At 59.5% G+C, this 14,881-nt stretch carries 12 protein-coding genes and 4 tRNA genes; 11 read left to right on the forward strand and 5 right to left on the reverse strand.

The window, feature by feature from the left end:
* Window positions 1-103 precede the first annotated feature (103 nt).
* From sugE to rdgC, 3 genes are all read right to left on the reverse strand, one after another.
* Window positions 104-418, reverse strand: coding sequence for a quaternary ammonium compound efflux SMR transporter SugE (gene sugE, locus ACTJKS_RS21895; RefSeq protein WP_003223093.1), 315 nt, complete (start codon window positions 416-418; stop codon window positions 104-106).
* 119 nt (window positions 419-537) lie between these two features.
* The gene (locus ACTJKS_RS21900) at window positions 538-1,503 is read right to left on the reverse strand and encodes a bile acid:sodium symporter family protein (RefSeq protein ID WP_047292912.1); all 966 of its coding nucleotides are present in this window, start codon (window positions 1,501-1,503) and stop codon (window positions 538-540) included.
* A 174-nt stretch (window positions 1,504-1,677) separates the two neighbouring features.
* Complete coding sequence (gene rdgC / locus ACTJKS_RS21905; RefSeq protein WP_003223096.1) at window positions 1,678-2,598, reverse strand: recombination-associated protein RdgC; 921 nt, start codon at window positions 2,596-2,598, stop codon at window positions 1,678-1,680.
* Between the two features lie 159 nt (window positions 2,599-2,757).
* Between rdgC and ACTJKS_RS21910 the strand changes: the two genes are divergently transcribed.
* The 4 genes from ACTJKS_RS21910 (at window position 2,758) to ACTJKS_RS21925 (ending at window position 3,301) form a co-directional block, all read left to right on the forward strand.
* Window positions 2,758-2,833 (forward strand) — tRNA-Val (locus ACTJKS_RS21910).
* Window positions 2,834-2,852: 19 nt separating this feature from the next.
* Window positions 2,853-2,929 (forward strand) — tRNA-Asp (locus ACTJKS_RS21915).
* 200 nt (window positions 2,930-3,129) lie between these two features.
* Window positions 3,130-3,205: transfer RNA gene (locus ACTJKS_RS21920), tRNA-Val, on the forward strand.
* 19 nt (window positions 3,206-3,224) lie between these two features.
* A tRNA-Asp gene (locus tag ACTJKS_RS21925) sits at window positions 3,225-3,301 on the forward strand.
* Between the two features lie 200 nt (window positions 3,302-3,501).
* Here ACTJKS_RS21925 and ACTJKS_RS21930 read toward each other — a convergent pair.
* Together ACTJKS_RS21930 and ACTJKS_RS21935 are read right to left on the reverse strand one after the other, a co-directional pair.
* A complete protein-coding gene (locus ACTJKS_RS21930; protein WP_262948056.1) occupies window positions 3,502-4,665 on the reverse strand; it encodes a catalase family protein in 1,164 nt (387 codons plus the stop codon).
* A complete protein-coding gene (locus tag ACTJKS_RS21935; RefSeq protein WP_262948055.1) occupies window positions 4,662-6,470 on the reverse strand; it encodes a cytochrome c in 1,809 nt (602 codons plus the stop codon). Before ACTJKS_RS21935 ends, ACTJKS_RS21930 begins: the two co-directional genes overlap by 4 nt.
* A gap of 270 nt (window positions 6,471-6,740) precedes the next feature.
* On the opposite strand from ACTJKS_RS21935, the gene ACTJKS_RS21940 reads away from it, so the two are divergent.
* The 7 genes from ACTJKS_RS21940 to ACTJKS_RS21970 all read left to right on the forward strand — a co-directional run bounded on the left by ACTJKS_RS21940 (window position 6,741) and on the right by ACTJKS_RS21970 (window position 14,878).
* On the forward strand, window positions 6,741-7,457 hold the full coding sequence (locus tag ACTJKS_RS21940) for an FKBP-type peptidyl-prolyl cis-trans isomerase (RefSeq protein WP_007966725.1): 717 nt from the start codon (window positions 6,741-6,743) through the stop codon (window positions 7,455-7,457).
* Window positions 7,458-7,757: 300 nt separating this feature from the next.
* Complete coding sequence (locus tag ACTJKS_RS21945; RefSeq protein WP_041071886.1) at window positions 7,758-8,213, forward strand: YkvA family protein; 456 nt, start codon at window positions 7,758-7,760, stop codon at window positions 8,211-8,213.
* 112 nt (window positions 8,214-8,325) lie between these two features.
* The gene (locus ACTJKS_RS21950; RefSeq protein WP_041071888.1) at window positions 8,326-8,667 is read left to right on the forward strand and encodes a helix-turn-helix domain-containing protein; all 342 of its coding nucleotides are present in this window, start codon (window positions 8,326-8,328) and stop codon (window positions 8,665-8,667) included.
* Complete coding sequence (locus ACTJKS_RS21955) at window positions 8,664-9,035, forward strand: hypothetical protein (protein WP_003223109.1); 372 nt, start codon at window positions 8,664-8,666, stop codon at window positions 9,033-9,035. The genes ACTJKS_RS21950 and ACTJKS_RS21955 overlap by 4 nt, the downstream gene beginning before the upstream one ends.
* Window positions 9,036-9,434 carry a sel1 repeat family protein gene (locus ACTJKS_RS21960; protein WP_041071894.1) on the forward strand — a complete coding sequence of 133 codons (399 nt, stop codon included), beginning with the start codon at window positions 9,036-9,038 and terminating at the stop codon, window positions 9,432-9,434.
* A 246-nt stretch (window positions 9,435-9,680) separates the two neighbouring features.
* Window positions 9,681-14,462 carry an RHS repeat-associated core domain-containing protein gene (locus ACTJKS_RS21965; protein ID WP_411157856.1) on the forward strand — a complete coding sequence of 1,594 codons (4,782 nt, stop codon included), beginning with the start codon at window positions 9,681-9,683 and terminating at the stop codon, window positions 14,460-14,462.
* Entirely contained in the window at window positions 14,462-14,878 is a 417-nt protein-coding gene (locus ACTJKS_RS21970; protein WP_262948054.1) for a hypothetical protein, read from the forward strand. Before ACTJKS_RS21965 ends, ACTJKS_RS21970 begins: the two co-directional genes overlap by 1 nt.
* Window positions 14,879-14,881 lie beyond the last annotated feature (3 nt).

The raw sequence follows: 14,881 nt of genomic DNA on the forward strand, positions 1-14,881 counted from the left end.
ATCGCTGGCAAGCCAGCTCCCACAGGTTTTATGGATTTACACAAGATTTGTGTTCACCGGAGATCTCTGTGGGAGCTGGCTTGCCAGCGATGGGGCCATTGGCTTAAGCGCTTACTTTAAGGCCAATCAACCCGGTAATGATCAACGCCACACTGGCCAGCCGAATCAATGCCATCGATTCACCAAACAGAATGATCCCGGCAATCACCGTGCCCACAGCGCCGACTCCGGTCCAGATCGCATAAGCCGTACCCAGCGGCAATTCCTTCATTGCGAGACCCAGCAGGCCAAGGCTGATGGCCATGGCCGCCACGGTCAGGACGGTGGGGAGCGGGCGGGTGAAGCCGTCGGTGTATTTCAGGCCGACGGCCCAGCCGACTTCGAACAGGCCGGCGAAAAACAGAATGATCCAGGACATGAGAGACCTCCATCGATTGATGGGGCCGTCCCCAGATTGATAACTCGATCGAGCCGCAGGGTCGTCCCCGCGTAGCGCAACAGTCTGCCGAGCATTAATCCGGGGATCAAGTTTCCCGGTCAGTCGGCCGGCTGCTGCGCCAGCGCCTCACGGTCTTGCTTCTCGCTCATGCGCCGGAACCAGGTCGAGAGCAACGCCCCGGAAATGTTGTGCCAGACGCTGAACAACGCGCTCGGCACCGCCGCCAGCGGCGAGAAGTGCGCACTCGCCAGCGCCGCGCCCAACCCCGAGTTCTGCATGCCGACCTCCAGCGCCAGCGACTTGCGCTGCGCCAGTGGCAACTTGAACAGACGTCCGGTGAAGTAACCCAGCAGGTAGCCGAAGCTGTTGTGCAGCATCACCACGGCCATGATCAGCAGGCCGGATTCGGCGATCTTCGCCTGACTGGCGGCCACCACGGCGGTGACGATAATCACGATGCTGACCACCGACACCAGTGGCAACACGTCCACCGCGTGGCGCACCTTGTCGCCGAGCACGCGTTGCGCGACCACGCCGAGCACGATCGGCAGCAACACCACTTGCAGGATTGACCAGAACAATTCCATGAACGAAACCGGTAACCACGCCGAAGCCAGCAGCCAGATCAGCGCCGGGGTCAGCAGCGGGGCGAGGAGGGTGGTGACGGCAGCAATCGCCACCGACAGCGCCAGATCGCCGCGGGCCAGCCAGGTCATGACGTTGGAGGAGGTGCCGCTTGGGCAGCAGCCGACCAGAATCACCCCGACCGCGATTTCCGGTGGCAGATGGAAGATCTGGCAGAGCAACCACGCCACACCGGGCATGATCACAAAATGTGCGACCACGCCCAACGCCACACGCCACGGATGGCGGGCGACGGCAGCAAAGTCGTCAAGTTTGAGGGTCAGACCCATGCCGAACATCACCAGCCCCAGCAGCGGCACGATCGCACCCTTGAGACCGAGAAACCACGCCGGTTGCAGGAACGCGATCACGGCGAAAATCAGAACCCAGTAAGCGAAAGTGTTGCCGACAAAGCGGCTGAGTGCAGCCAGTGCGCGCATGGCGTGTTCCTTATTATATGAAAGCGTTAGGAAGCTAAGCATACGGTGCCAGCAAAAAGATCGCAGCCTTCGGCAGCTCATACAGGAAAACACATTCCAAATGTAGGAGCTGCCGAAGGCTGCGATCTTTGCTTTTTCAGGCGCCCTCAATAAAGGAGGGCGCCGGAGAGAGGTTTAGATCCCCTGCGGAGTCTCTTCCCCACCCAACGCTTCCACCAGTGCCGGCAGGAAGTCGCCGAAGGTCAGCATCATCAGGGTGAAGCTGGCGTCCAGTTGGCCCAGAGCCTCGTCGCCACCGTCCTGTTCCGCCTGATCCTGCAGCAGGTCTTCGAACTTCAGGCGTTTGACGGTCATTTTGTCGTCAAGCATGAACGACAGCTTGTCCTGCCAGGCCAGCGACAATTGGGTGACCACTTTGCCGGTGCTCAAGTGCAGCTGAATTTCTTCGCTGGTCAGGTCCTGACGCTTGCAACGCACGATGCCGCCGTCTTCGTGGGTGTCGCGCAGCTCGCACTCGTCCAGAACGAAGAAGTCCGGGGCCGCTTGCTGGGTGGTGACCCACTCGGTCATCACGGCGGTCGGCGCGGTTTTCACGGTCAGCGGACGCACGGGCAGGGTGCCGAGCACTTCACGCATTGTGGAGAGCAGGTCTTCGGCGCGTTTCGGGCTGGCCGAGTTGACCAGGATCAGGCCCTGTTTCGGCGCGATGGCAGCGAAGGTCGACGAACGACGGATAAAGGCACGCGGCAGGAACGCCTGGATGATTTCATCCTTGATCTGATCGCGTTCCTTCTTGTAGACCTTGCGCATCTGCTCGGCTTCGATCTCTTCGACCTTTTCCTTGACCGCGTCGCGCACGACGCTGCCCGGCAGAATACGTTCTTCCTTACGCGCAGCGATCAGCAGGAAGTCGCCGCTGACGTGCACCAGTGGCGCATCTTCGCCTTTGCCGAATGGCGCGACGAAACCGTAGGTGGTCAACTCCTGGCTTGCACATGGACGCGCCAGTTTGGTGGCCAGTGCAGTTTCCAGCGCCTCGGCATCGACAGGCAGGTCTTGGGTCAGGCGATAGATCAGCAGGTTTTTGAACCACATGGGGTGAGTCTCTCCTTTATACAAAGGGGGGCATTATTGTCTTCGCCGTGGCATAGGCCAACCCTTCTCTAAGCCTTTGGAAGGCCTGAGAAAATTAATTAAAAAAGTGCTTGCCAGAGGTTGGGTCGCTCCGTAGAATGCGCGCCACACCGAAGCGAAGGGTGATTAGCTCAGCTGGGAGAGCGTCTGCCTTACAAGCAGAATGTCGGCGGTTCGATCCCGTCATCACCCACCATTCGTTTCAAGTGTTTAGCGCAGCGGTAGTTCAGTCGGTTAGAATACCGGCCTGTCACGCCGGGGGTCGCGGGTTCGAGTCCCGTCCGCTGCGCCATATTCGGTAACCTGGACCACTGAACGCCAGGTCACCATGGAAAAACCCGCTGAAGCGGGTTTTTTTCTGTCTCACGTTTGTACCTTGTTCCATCGGGTTTGTGTCGTTTCACCAGTTTTCGGATTTTTTTGAAAAAAAACTTCAATTAAATCAACACTTTACGAAAACTTGTGGCATAATGCGCCCCGTAACGAAGCGAAGGGTGATTAGCTCAGCTGGGAGAGCGTCTGCCTTACAAGCAGAATGTCGGCGGTTCGATCCCGTCATCACCCACCATTCGTTTCAAGCGTTTCGCGCAGCGGTAGTTCAGTCGGTTAGAATACCGGCCTGTCACGCCGGGGGTCGCGGGTTCGAGTCCCGTCCGCTGCGCCATATTCGGTCACCTGGACCCACTGAACGCCAGGTCACCACAGAAAGCCCGCCGAGTGCGGGCTTTTTGCTGTCTGCGATTTGTGAAATCACTCGATCTCATCTGTAGGAGCTGCGGCACGCTGCGATCTTTTGATCTTGCTTTTAGAGATCAAAAGATCGCAGCCTCGTTTCACTCGACAGCTCCTACAGAGGAATTCTCACTATTCGGCATTGCGACTGTGCCGATAATCGCTCACCGCCTCATACACCGCTTTACGCAAGCGATTGATCCCGCCAATCGGCCGATGCGCCTCGATACCAAACCACGGATTGAACGACAGGTTGTCGCATGCCAGATTCAGCGCTGGCGTGTCGAAGTCCTGCGCCGGCAGGGTGATCCGTGCCACTGTTTCGAACGCTGAATACTGCTCGCGCCACTCGATGCTGGTGTCCTCGATCGGCATGTACTTATTCGCATCCTGGCGCTGAATCTGCAGCACGAAACACGCCGGTACCCGATCCGTCGACAATTGCTGATTCAAGGCGCTGCGCAGGAAATTCGGCAGGTTGTGATTTTGCGCGGGCAGGGTGTAGGTCGGGCAGTTGTCCGGATCCGGCGCAACGCGAAACTTGGCATTGGCCTCGCCAAATTTGTAAGGCGATACCGAAAAGTAGGTGGTCGCGGTCGGGCTGTCCGGCGGCGGTGACAGGGTCGCCAGGGCGATGAGCAGGTGGCGAATCTGCCAGGTGCGCGGATCCCAACCGGGGAAAAACGCCATGATTTTTTTTCCGTCAGCCTGAGCTGCCACATTCTGACGGTACTCGGCGACATCGCTGACGAAGAAGTTCGGGTGGCTGAACATCACAAAGTCTTGTTCACGGCGCACCTGACGGTCGTCGAGCAGCTGCTTGCCGGGGACATCGAGCAGCTTGATTGCCATCCCCCGGGCGTCGCGGATGCTGTCGAATTGCGGGTAGGCGTTGCCATTGGACAAGCGAATCAGCGCCTGCCAGGTTTTGCCCGGTTCGCCGAAAACACCCTGGCGCAGCGCTGGCGTCAGTTCTGGCAACACCGTGACCTCGGCTTTTACGCAACCGTGTGCCTTGGCATGCGCATCGCGCAAGTAGCGTGTGCCTTCGCGGTGATGGTCGACGATGCGCACGGCGGTCTGGATGACGTCCTGGGTCATGGCCGCTTCACCGGCGGGAATCTGTTCCTGCGCCGACACCGGACCTCTATGTTGCCAGATGAACCACGCGCTCGCGATCGCCCAGCCCAGCAGGCCGACAATCAGCAGGGCCAGCAGGGTTTTGCCCAGCAGTCGTCCCAGCCACAGCCAGATGCGGGCGAGAAGGGAGGGTTTTTTGTACGAGTTGATCATCATGGCAGTTGCGCCTCCAACGGCCCGCCCAGGACTTTCAGGTACTCCAGCAAGGCCCAGCGTTCTTCGGGTTGCAGCAGGCGGCCGATAACCCCATTGCCACGCTCGCCGGCGCGGAATTCGTGGCCGCTGTTGTGGTTGCCGGTGATACGCGTATCGAACAAAAAGCCGTTGGTGAAGGCTTCGGTGCGATAACCCAGATGTCGCGGGTCATACTCGAACGAACCCTTATAGAAAGTCGTCGCGCGCTCATCCTGCGGCGACAGCAACTGATATAGGCTTGGCACCGAACCGTTGTGCAGAAACGGCGCGGTGGCCCAGACACCGGCCAGTGGTCTGGCCTTGTAGGCAACCTTTTCACGCACACCGATCGGCAGGCCGAAGCCGTCGAGTTGTGGCTTTTCCTCAGCGGTGATGCCGGCCTCGCGATAGGCGCGGTTCTCGACGAATGCGGTGACGTAGGCCAGGCCCTTGGCCACCGACAGCTGGCTCAGGTCCAGTGGTTCGGTGGGCGTCGGATGCAACTTCACATCCATTTGCTCAAGTTCTTTCGGGTCCCATTGCAGCGGCGTCAGGTCGAAACGGTGAGTGGCAATGTTGGTCGCGGCATTCGGGTCGGTGCCGATCACCTCCACCGGCAACATGTGCAAGTGCTGCACCCAGCGCTCGCCTTCCTGAGTCTTGCGCGGCACGTGGCAACCGGCGCAGTTCTCGGCAAACAGCGTGCGGCCCTTGGCGGCCAGCGGTTTGTCGATGGCGCCCAGGACATCTTCCGGCCAGGCTGGCGGTTGCAGGCGTTGCAGGGTTTCCTCGATTGTGTGCAGATCGCGCACGCGCACACTTGAGGCATAACGCGCATCGCCTTGCAGCGGCTGGCCGTTGCTGTCGAAGAAATTCAGCGTGGCGCCGACGCCCAATGCCTCACCGATGTTGCGCGCCATCGGTTGCTGGGCCGAGCCGTTCCACTGCACCCAGTCGAAGGTCCACATGTCCCACAGTTGCGGGTAGTCGACCGGGGCGTTGGCCACGCGGTAGTTGGCGGGGGAAATCGCGTCGCCGAAGGTGGCGTTGGCAATGCGGCCGAACGCATCGGTGCGTCCAGGGCCTTCCTCGGTCGGGTAGAGGCCGCGATGGGTATCGTTCCAGGCGACTTTCAGGAAGGTGTTCAGCGATTGCTTGAAGTCTTTGCGCAGTTGCTCGCGGCGCAGCTCGTAGCCATCGCCCAGAACATTTCTGGCGAAGCGTTCGAATTTCCATGGGTTGTAGTAAGTCGAGGCCAGACTCGCGACCAAGGCTTGTCCGAAACTGCCACCGCGCAATGTAGGAACGCTGGAAGGCAAGACATGCTGCGCCGATCCGCCGTCGATCCGCATGGCCTGGCCGTTGAAGCGCAGTTCGCCGGTGTGGCAGGCGGCGCAGGTGATATCGAGGTATTGCTCGGTACCGCCGGGGTTCTGATGGCGGGCAAAGCCAACCGGCAGATTGCCGGGGTTGTTCGGCGTGGCTTTCTGCTGCGGATCAACCAGAAAACCGAAGCGTGCGAGGTATTCCGGGGACGCGAAACGCTGCTGCGAGAAGGGCAGTTCCAGCGCCTGGAACCATTCATAGCGCAGGCCTTTGACCTGCGTTCCTTGCGGGGTGAAATAGTAAGTCTGGCGCTCCTCCTCGCTCCACTGCTGCAGGTAATGCACCTGCTGGGCCGGGGTATAGAAGGGCAGTTTCGGGTTGGCGATGTAGTACAGAATCACGGCCAGGACCAGGCCCAGCAGTACCACGATCAGAGTCAGCACACGGAATAAGAGGCGCAAGATAAACATCCTTGTCGAGTTGTTGCGCTGTTATGCCTCAGCTGCTGCAGGTGCGGCAAGTGGCCATTACGCCAACTGTCGTAGGAAGCCTCGTCAGTCCTTGTCAGGCCAAGATGACAGAAGCTTCATCGTCGCTTTGCTCGAATGCGTTTTAATCCCTGAACTTATCGGACGTTTCCTGCTCTCATGCCGGTAGCCATTGGTCGTGGCGGCCTGATAAGCTCGCGGCTTTACTCGATTGCCCTTTCGGCGCATGAACAAGGAAATAGCATGAAACAGCATCGGTTGGCGGCGGCGGTAGCCCTGGTTAGCCTGGTCCTCGCGGGTTGTGATTCGCAGACCAGCGTAGAGCTGAAAACCCCGGCGCAAAAAGCTTCCTACGGTATCGGCCTGAACATGGGCAAGAGCCTTGCTCAGGAAGGCATGGATGATCTGGACTCCAAAGCGGTAGCCCAGGGCATCGAAGATGCCGTCGGCAAGAAAGAACAGAAGCTGAAAGACGAAGAACTGGTCGAAGCTTTCGCCGCGCTGCAAAAGCGTGCCGAAGAGCGTATGGCCAAGATGAGCGAAGAGTCGGCAGCCGCCGGCAAGAAATTCCTCGAAGAAAACGGCAAAAAGCCTGGCGTTACCACCACCGCTTCCGGTCTGCAGTACGAAGTGGTCAAGAAAGCCGACGGCCCACAGCCCAAGCCGACCGACGTAGTGACTGTTCACTACACCGGCAAGCTGACCAACGGCACCGTGTTCGACAGCTCCGTTGAACGTGGCAGCCCGATCGATCTGCCGGTCAGCGGCGTGATCCCGGGTTGGGTTGAAGGTCTGCAACTGATGCACGTTGGCGAGAAGTACAAACTGTACATCCCTAGCGATCTGGCTTACGGCGCGCAATCGCCAAGCCCGGCAATCCCGGCCAACTCGGTTCTGGTCTTCGACCTGGAACTGCTGGCCATCAAGGATCCAGCCAAAGAAGACGCCGCTGCCAAGTAACAGGCATCGGTAACGGCTTCGCCAACAACGCCTCGCTTATGCGGGGCGTTGTTGCATCTGAAGGATGGCGCAGGTAAACAGAGCGAACGGATGCCGCTGACAGCAGTCCTAGAGATTGAGGCCGCCGTGGGTAGACGTCCTGAGCCGCCAAGTCAATGAAATATTGGGTTTTTTTATGTGAGTAAAAAACGCCCGATCTGAGCGAAGCCCTTATGAAACGGGGCTCTCAGCGCTGAAATGCAGCTCTGTTCACAAGGTTATCCACAATTTGTGTGGATAACATTTCAACGGGAGAAATAGATGAAAGCGCCGTGGAATTTCGCCCGGTTTCTGCCTCTGGCGGGACGCCTGCTGGCCCGTGGCCGCCTGCCGACTCTGCTGTTCGCCGTGGCGAGCAAGGGCGCTGCGCAAGGTAATCGCCTGGGCAAGCTCAAGGATGATCTGCGCTTGCTCCAGGCATTGTGTCTGGCTTACTGGCGCGGCGAGTACCGGGCGATCAGTCCGAAAGCCATCGTTTCGGTGGTGGCAGGGTTGATGTATTTCCTCAGCCCGGTGGACGCGATCCCGGATTTCATCCCCGTATTCGGCATGCTCGATGACATTGCTGTTCTCGCCTGGCTGATGAAAACCCTCGACGACGAACTCGCTGCCTTCCGGCTCTGGCGCAATCGACAACAGCCGGAAAAACTCGCAGTGGTCGAGCGTTTGCCCGATACCCCCGAGCAACTTCAACTGCAGGGTCCGAAAAAAACCTGATTCACCTCGCCTGCAGGCAGATTGATACCCCCCGCGACCTTGGCCGCTGTTAGGATTACACTTCTAGGGAAAAGTGCCGACTCGCTAAGTGTTGTTGTCCTACGGGGTAGTCATGGATATTCAGATAATTGCACGCGATGGCGAACCCGAATATGCGGTTCTGCCATGGGGCCAGTATCAGGCTCTATTGAAAGCAGCAGGCATCAACGACATACCGCAGCAGCAGGCGCCAGCGCCGGCCGCCGCAGCGCCAGACCCGATTCTTCCAGGTCTGGATCAACTACGCAGTCTGCGCGAAGGGAAGGGCATCGCCATCGAGGCGCTGGCCCGCACGGTAGGCATCAGCCCGTCTTATCTGGCCATGATCGAAAGCGGCGAGCGTCAACCTGACGCCGCGATTCGCCGCAGCCTGGCCTGGGAACTGACGGTGCCGGGTTGGAGGGATGAATCGTGAGCGTACGCATCAGTCGTCAACATTGGGACGGATTGCTGGGGGAGCTGGATCAGGCGCGCAGGCAGCGCCATCTGTTGACCTATCGAGCCTTGCTCGAACGTTTGCAACTGCCGACGCCGGCGATGCAGACGCTGACCGCGGCACTTGAGCATCTGGCCGCACTCGACGCCAAGGCCGAGCAGCCATTGCGCAGTTCGCTGGTGATCAGCCAAGGGGCCAGCCGTTTGCCACGAACCGGTTTTTTTGAATGCGTTGAACGTCTGGGACGTTTCTCCGGGCCATCCGATGGCGTTGCGGCTGCCTCTTGGCATGCGTCGGAAGTGGTCAGGGTTTTCGAATACGAGTACCCGGAATCGGCGGAGGCCTGAGTGTTCTTTCGACTCAAGGCGTCGGCCAGTTACTGGTTGGCCCGCAGGCTGTTTCACTGGTCGTGGTTCGTCCGCCAACCCAGAGGCTGGCGCTGGCTCGAAGGGCAGTTTGCGCGCATGGCCAATCTGGGCGATGTCGGCGCGCAAAGCTTTTATGGGCACATTCTGACGTTTCGCGGTGTTGGCCTGGGCGCCCGCGAAGAGGGTGTGCGACTGTTGCGTCTGGCGGCGCTCGCCGGCGATGGCAAAGCAGCTTATCAGGTCGGCGTGATCAGCCTGGCCGGTACTCCGAGCAAAGCGCCGGATCCGGCAGAAGCGGCGCGCTGGTGGACGCTGGCCGCCAAGGCCGGCCACCCGTTGGCCGAGCTCAAACTCAAAGAGTTGAGCGCTCGGGATTAAACCCAGTAAATCATTTTGTATCGTTGGATAAACGTGGCGTGAGGGAAACCTCACGCCACGTTTGCGTTTATCGCCATACGTTTTGTAGTAATCAGTCCTTTGCAGAATAGTCCTACAGCAAAAGCCTACTCGCCTGACTTCTTTCCTGATTGATCCCCCGCAAAGTCCCCGCGCCTAATTTTTGCGCGAGGGAACGCTCATGTTTGACCCGGTTTTTCATTCCACCCCGCATCGTTGCGTGCGCTGATGGAAGCCGTCAGCCGTATCGAGCAGGAACTCGACAGCTTTCCCGACACCCTCAGCCTCTATCGCCAGCAGCTTGAACATTGGTTCAGCAGAGCGGCCGATCAGGTCAGCCATGCGGCGGATTTGCCGTCGCTGATGGGCATGGAGCGGATCATCCGTTTCGGTGATCGCATCACCGCTGTCAGCACAGGAGACAGTGAGTTTGCCTCCGGCGTCGTGCAGTGCCCGAAAAGCGGGGTGCTGACGATCGAGAGCAAATTCGAGTCGGTGTACGACATTCCGCTGGGCGACATCGTGGTCGATGTGGTGGCGGTGGATGATGGCCAAATCTTCCCCGTCGGACTTGATGCGCAAGGCCGGGGAACATTCACCGGGACGCCCGGCAAGTTCTATCGCGTGCAGGTGCACAGCGACGTTACCTCGGAGCAGATCGAGGCGCTGTTCAAGTCCTACGACGGCTTGACCGGCAATCTGGAGGGCTGGCTGCGCAGCGAGTGGCAGGGGTTCAAGCCGCAGTGGTCACAATCGGTGGCGACCGCGGCGGGCAACGGCATGCTCGCCGGGAGTTGGGCGGCGATCGAGGGCGTGTGGGACAGCATTGGCATGCTGTCGGAGATTCTGCAGGATCCAGGGGCGTTTGCTGAACGCCTTGGAAGCGGTGCGGCCGATCTGATCCGCCTCGCAGAATCAGCTCCGGATGTCATGCAAAAGCTGCAGTTGCTGGTCAGCGACGAGGCGGCGCTGTGTTTGCTGCTGCGCAGTGCGAGTCTCTGGTTGGAGATGCTGCCGCCCAGCCAGATCGCCGGTAAATCCGCTGAAATGGCGTCGATGATGATCGTGCAGGTGCTGCTCGATGTGCTGATCGGCGTTGTGTTGACATTCGTCGGGGCTGGCGCAGGGATCGCCTATCTGACGCTACGCCTGGCGGATCGCGCCGCCCAGCTGCTCACGGTTGTGAAACGCTTGGTAAAGGCGATGTTCGGCATCGTCAACACGTTCATCCATTACGTCGACCAGTACAAAACCGTCGCCGCGCGGGGCATTGCCGCCGGAGTTAAAAAGGGCCGCATGCAGTTGCGCTGGGATGCGAAGCGCAATGCCGCCCTGCAGAAAAACGAGCATCACGACGACTCTCCGGAACAAGCGAAAAACCCCAACGGCGACAGCGCCGATTGCGCGCCGCTGACCTGCACCAACGGCTGTCCGGTGTCGATGGTCACCGGCGAAGAACTGCTGACCCTGACCGATGGCACGCTCGATGGCTTGCTGCCGTTCGAGTTCACCCGGTTGTACCGCACCAGCGCGGTGGAGATCGATGTCGGGCTGGGGTTTGGCTGGAGTCATTCGCTGGCGCATCGGCTGGAGTTCGATGGCGAGGCGGTGGTCTGGGTCGATCACGAGAACCGCCGCACGCGGTTCCCATTGCCCAGTGTTGAACGGCCGCAGATTCACAACAGCCTGTCGCGGGCGGCGATTTTTCTCGGCGATGAGCCGGAAGAACTGATCCTCGCGCTGGCGGGGGAGGCGGCGCGGTTTTATCACTTTCGTGCCGGGCGGCTGACGGCGGTCAGTGATGCGTATGGCAATCGTCTGACCGTTTCTCGCGATCATCAGCAGCGAATTCTCCGCCTGGACAATGGCGCGGGTCGCTCGCTGCTGTTGCGCTACGACCGGGCGCATCTGGTGGCAGTTGATTACCAGGTGTTTGCGGCGGGTGGCTGGCGTACCGAGCAAACGCTGGTCAGTTATGGCTACGACGCCCGTCAGCGATTGTTGGCCGCGACCAACGCCGTCGGTGACAGCGAGCGTTACGACTACGACGATCAGCACGTCATCCTGCAGCGGCAACTGAGCGGCGGCGCGAGCTTTTTCTGGGAGTGGGAGCGTTCCGGCAAAGCTGCGCGTTGCGTGCGCCATTGGGCCTCCTTCGCGCAGATGAATACGCGGTATGTCTGGGACGACAGCGGCCGCGTCACGGTGCATTACGTTGATGGCAGCGAAGAAACCTACGTCCACGATGACAGCGCGCGGCTGGTGCGCAAGGTCGAGGCCGATGGCGGTGAGCACCTCAAGGCTTATGACGCTGCGGGCCGGGTGATCGCCGAGCAGGATCCGCTGGGTGCGGTCACCGAATACCGCTACGACGACGTCGGACGGCTGATCGCGCTGCTTCCGCCGGACGATGAGCCAACGTCCTATGAGTACCGCAACGGTTTCCTGCACAGCCGTTCACGCGGCGAGGCGGTGTGGACGTTTCGGCGCAACGCCGAGGGCGATGTCACCGAGGCGGTCGATCCGGACGGCCAGGTCACCTATTACTACTACGACACGCGCGGGCAGTTACTGTCGGTCCGTTATCCGGACACCAGCCGGCACATTTTTGTCTGGAACGACCTTGGCCAACTGACCGAGGAAACCCTGCCCGACGGTGGTGTACGGCGCTTTTCCTACGATGCGCTGGGGCGGCGGACGACCTCATGCGACGAACACGGTGCGATCACTCGCCAGCAGTGGGACGCCGTTGGCCGACTGGTTCAGACGACGTTGCCTACAGGCGCCACTCGCGCCTACAGCTACGGCGCGTACGGCCAGGTCACGGCCGAGCGTGACGAACTCGGGCGCATCACCCGCTACGAGTATGACGACGACCTGCACCTGGTCTCGCGCAGGATCAATCCCGACGGCACGCGGGTGCAGTATCGCTACGACCATGCGCAACTGCTGCTGACGGAAATCGAGAACGAGTCCGGCGAAAAGTACCGACTGGACTACACGCCAACCGGATTGATCCGACAGGAAACCGGCTTCGACGGCCGGCGCACCGCGTACGCCTACGACCGTAACGGGCACCTGCTGGAAAAAACCGAGTTCGGCGATGACGGCTCGACGCTGGTCACTGCCTACGCGCGTGATGCGGCCGGGCGTCTGCTGCTGAAAACCCTGCCGGACGGGGTTGAGGTGGCTTACACCTACGACCGCCTGGGCCGATTAACCGGGGTCGATGATGGCCAGCAACATCCACTGGCCTTTGAATACGACCTGCAGGACCGGCTGATCACCGAGCATCAGGGCTGGGGCACCTTGCGTTATGCCTATGACGCCTGCGGCCAGCTCAAGCGCCAGCGTCTGCCGGACAACAGCACGCTCGACTATCACTACGCCAAGGGCGGCGCGCTGACCGCCATTAACCTTAATGGCACGCGGCTGACCAGCCACGTCTATCAATCGGGTCGCGAACAACAACGCCAACAAGGCCTGTTGCTCAGCGAATATGCCTACGACGATCAAGGCCGTTTGCTGGCCCACGCTGTAGGCCATCAGCACGCTTCGCTGTATCGCCGCGATTATGCCTACAGCGCCAACGGCAATCTGGAACACATTGCCGACAGCCGTCACGGTCAGCGCACCTATGGCTACGATGCCCTCGACCGGCTGATTCGCGTCCGCCACTCGCGCGACGAACTGCCCGAAGCCTTCGCCCACGACCCGGCCGGCAACCTGCTGATGCAGGACCGTCCCGGCCCCACCCGGATCAAGGGCAACCGCCTGCTGATGCAGGGCGACCGGCACTACGACTACGACGCCTTCGGCAACCTGATCCGCGAGCGTCGTGGCCGCGATCAACTGCTGATCACCGAATACCGCTACGACTGCCAGCACCGCCTGATCGGCCTGACCCGCCCCGACGGCCAAACCGCGACCTACCAATACGACGCCTTCGGCCGACGCATCCGCAAGACTGTCGACGGCCATGCCACCGAGTTCTTCTGGCAAGGCGACCACCTCGTCGCCGAAAGCAGCAAAACCCACCACCGCAGCTACGTCTACGAACCCGGCACCTTCCGCCCGCTGGCGCTGCTCGACGGCAAAGGCCCGAAACGCGCCTGCCCGTTCTACTACCAGCTCGACCACCTCGGCACCCCGCAGGAACTCACCGATTACAGCGGCGAAATCGTCTGGTCGGCGCAGTACGACGCCTACGGCAAGGTCGCGGCGATCACCCTGGCGGGCGAGGACTACCTCGACCAGCCGCTGCGCTTTCAGGGGCAGTATTTCGATGCGGAGAGCGGGCTGCATTACAACCGGCATCGGTATTACGACCCGAGGTTGGGACGGTATCTGACACCGGATCCGATCAAGTTGGCGGGTGGGTTGAATCAGTACCAGTACGTGCCGAATCCGACGGGGTGGGTGGATCCGTTGGGGTTGAACTCCAATTGTCCACCGCCGACACCGCGCCGTCCGATGCGCTACGAGGCGGGTCGTGCAGTTGTCGAAGAAGGTGCGCCTCCACTGCCGAAGATGACAGCGCAGGAGCGGCGGGCGAGGCTTGATGAGGTGGCTGAGGAGAATGCGAAGCGTCGGGTACATGAGTATGAAGATCTTTATGGTATGCACACCGTAAAAAAACACAGCTCCGAAATTCCTGATCGAGCCCTTAAGCAACGTGGAATTAATGGTGCTGATCCTCATACTGGTATTGTCCCAGTACGTGCAAGAGGAAATCTTAGCTCTCAGTTTCATAACTGGCGGATGCATTTGGGCGCGTTGAATAAAGCGATGACAAAGGATAAAGATGGTTTAATTATGCACACAGGGAAAGATCAAAAAGGTAATCCAATAGTTAGGTTGGAGTTGCCTGGGGCGGGGCGTGGGTATAGGCCAAATAGAATGGATCAGAAAAATCCGAGCCTCAATGAGGATATGAATTGGTTCGAAGTGAAATTCGATCAGGTAAATATACAGAAGCCGTTTACGGGTTTTCCTGCTGAGGGTAAGTAATGTTGAAAGATCCGTTTTTGAATGAGCCTTTTGATCCGCGGTTAATGTGGTTTATTGGTATGTTCGATGTTTATGATCGGGAAGAAACACGAGGGGTAGAACTCGAAGTTTACAATCCCGATGATCCTGGTGATCGGGAGGCTTTGATCCGAAAGTATTGTCTGGATCTGCCGTACCTCTCTCATCGGCACAAACTGGTCTTACTTGAGAATCTGGAAGTAAAACTCGCGGATCCAACATGTGACTTTCAGCATTTGTTCGAGATCGATCCTTGCGAAGCCGCAAGTTGGCCTCGTGAAGAGTGGGATTCCCTTGAAAATCCTCGAGGTTTTTTTGAGGATATTTATAAATTGGCGATAGAGGTTTGGGAACTGGATCTTGCAAAAGCCGCTAGTGAAGATCGGTCTATATGGTAGCTT

This window comes from Pseudomonas sp. 22189, assembly GCF_052045635.1.
Classification (GTDB): Bacteria; Pseudomonadota; Gammaproteobacteria; order Pseudomonadales; family Pseudomonadaceae; genus Aquipseudomonas; species Aquipseudomonas parakoreensis.

Excerpts from the sequence above, each read along its gene's own strand:
- sugE (WP_003223093.1), bottom strand. The coding sequence starts at position 418 with ATGTCCTGGATCATTCTGTTTTTCGCCGGCCTGTTCGAAGTCGGCTGG.
- ACTJKS_RS21900 (WP_047292912.1), bottom strand. The coding sequence starts at position 1,503 with ATGCGCGCACTGGCTGCACTCAGCCGCTTTGTCGGCAACACTTTCGCT.
- rdgC (WP_003223096.1), bottom strand. The coding sequence starts at position 2,598 with ATGTGGTTCAAAAACCTGCTGATCTATCGCCTGACCCAAGACCTGCCT.
- ACTJKS_RS21930 (WP_262948056.1), bottom strand. The coding sequence starts at position 4,665 with ATGATGATCAACTCGTACAAAAAACCCTCCCTTCTCGCCCGCATCTGG.
- ACTJKS_RS21940 (WP_007966725.1), top strand. The coding sequence starts at position 6,741 with ATGAAACAGCATCGGTTGGCGGCGGCGGTAGCCCTGGTTAGCCTGGTC.
- ACTJKS_RS21945 (WP_041071886.1), top strand. The coding sequence starts at position 7,758 with ATGAAAGCGCCGTGGAATTTCGCCCGGTTTCTGCCTCTGGCGGGACGC.
- ACTJKS_RS21950 (WP_041071888.1), top strand. The coding sequence starts at position 8,326 with ATGGATATTCAGATAATTGCACGCGATGGCGAACCCGAATATGCGGTT.
- ACTJKS_RS21965 (WP_411157856.1), top strand. The coding sequence starts at position 9,681 with ATGGAAGCCGTCAGCCGTATCGAGCAGGAACTCGACAGCTTTCCCGAC.
- ACTJKS_RS21970 (WP_262948054.1), top strand. The coding sequence starts at position 14,462 with ATGTTGAAAGATCCGTTTTTGAATGAGCCTTTTGATCCGCGGTTAATG.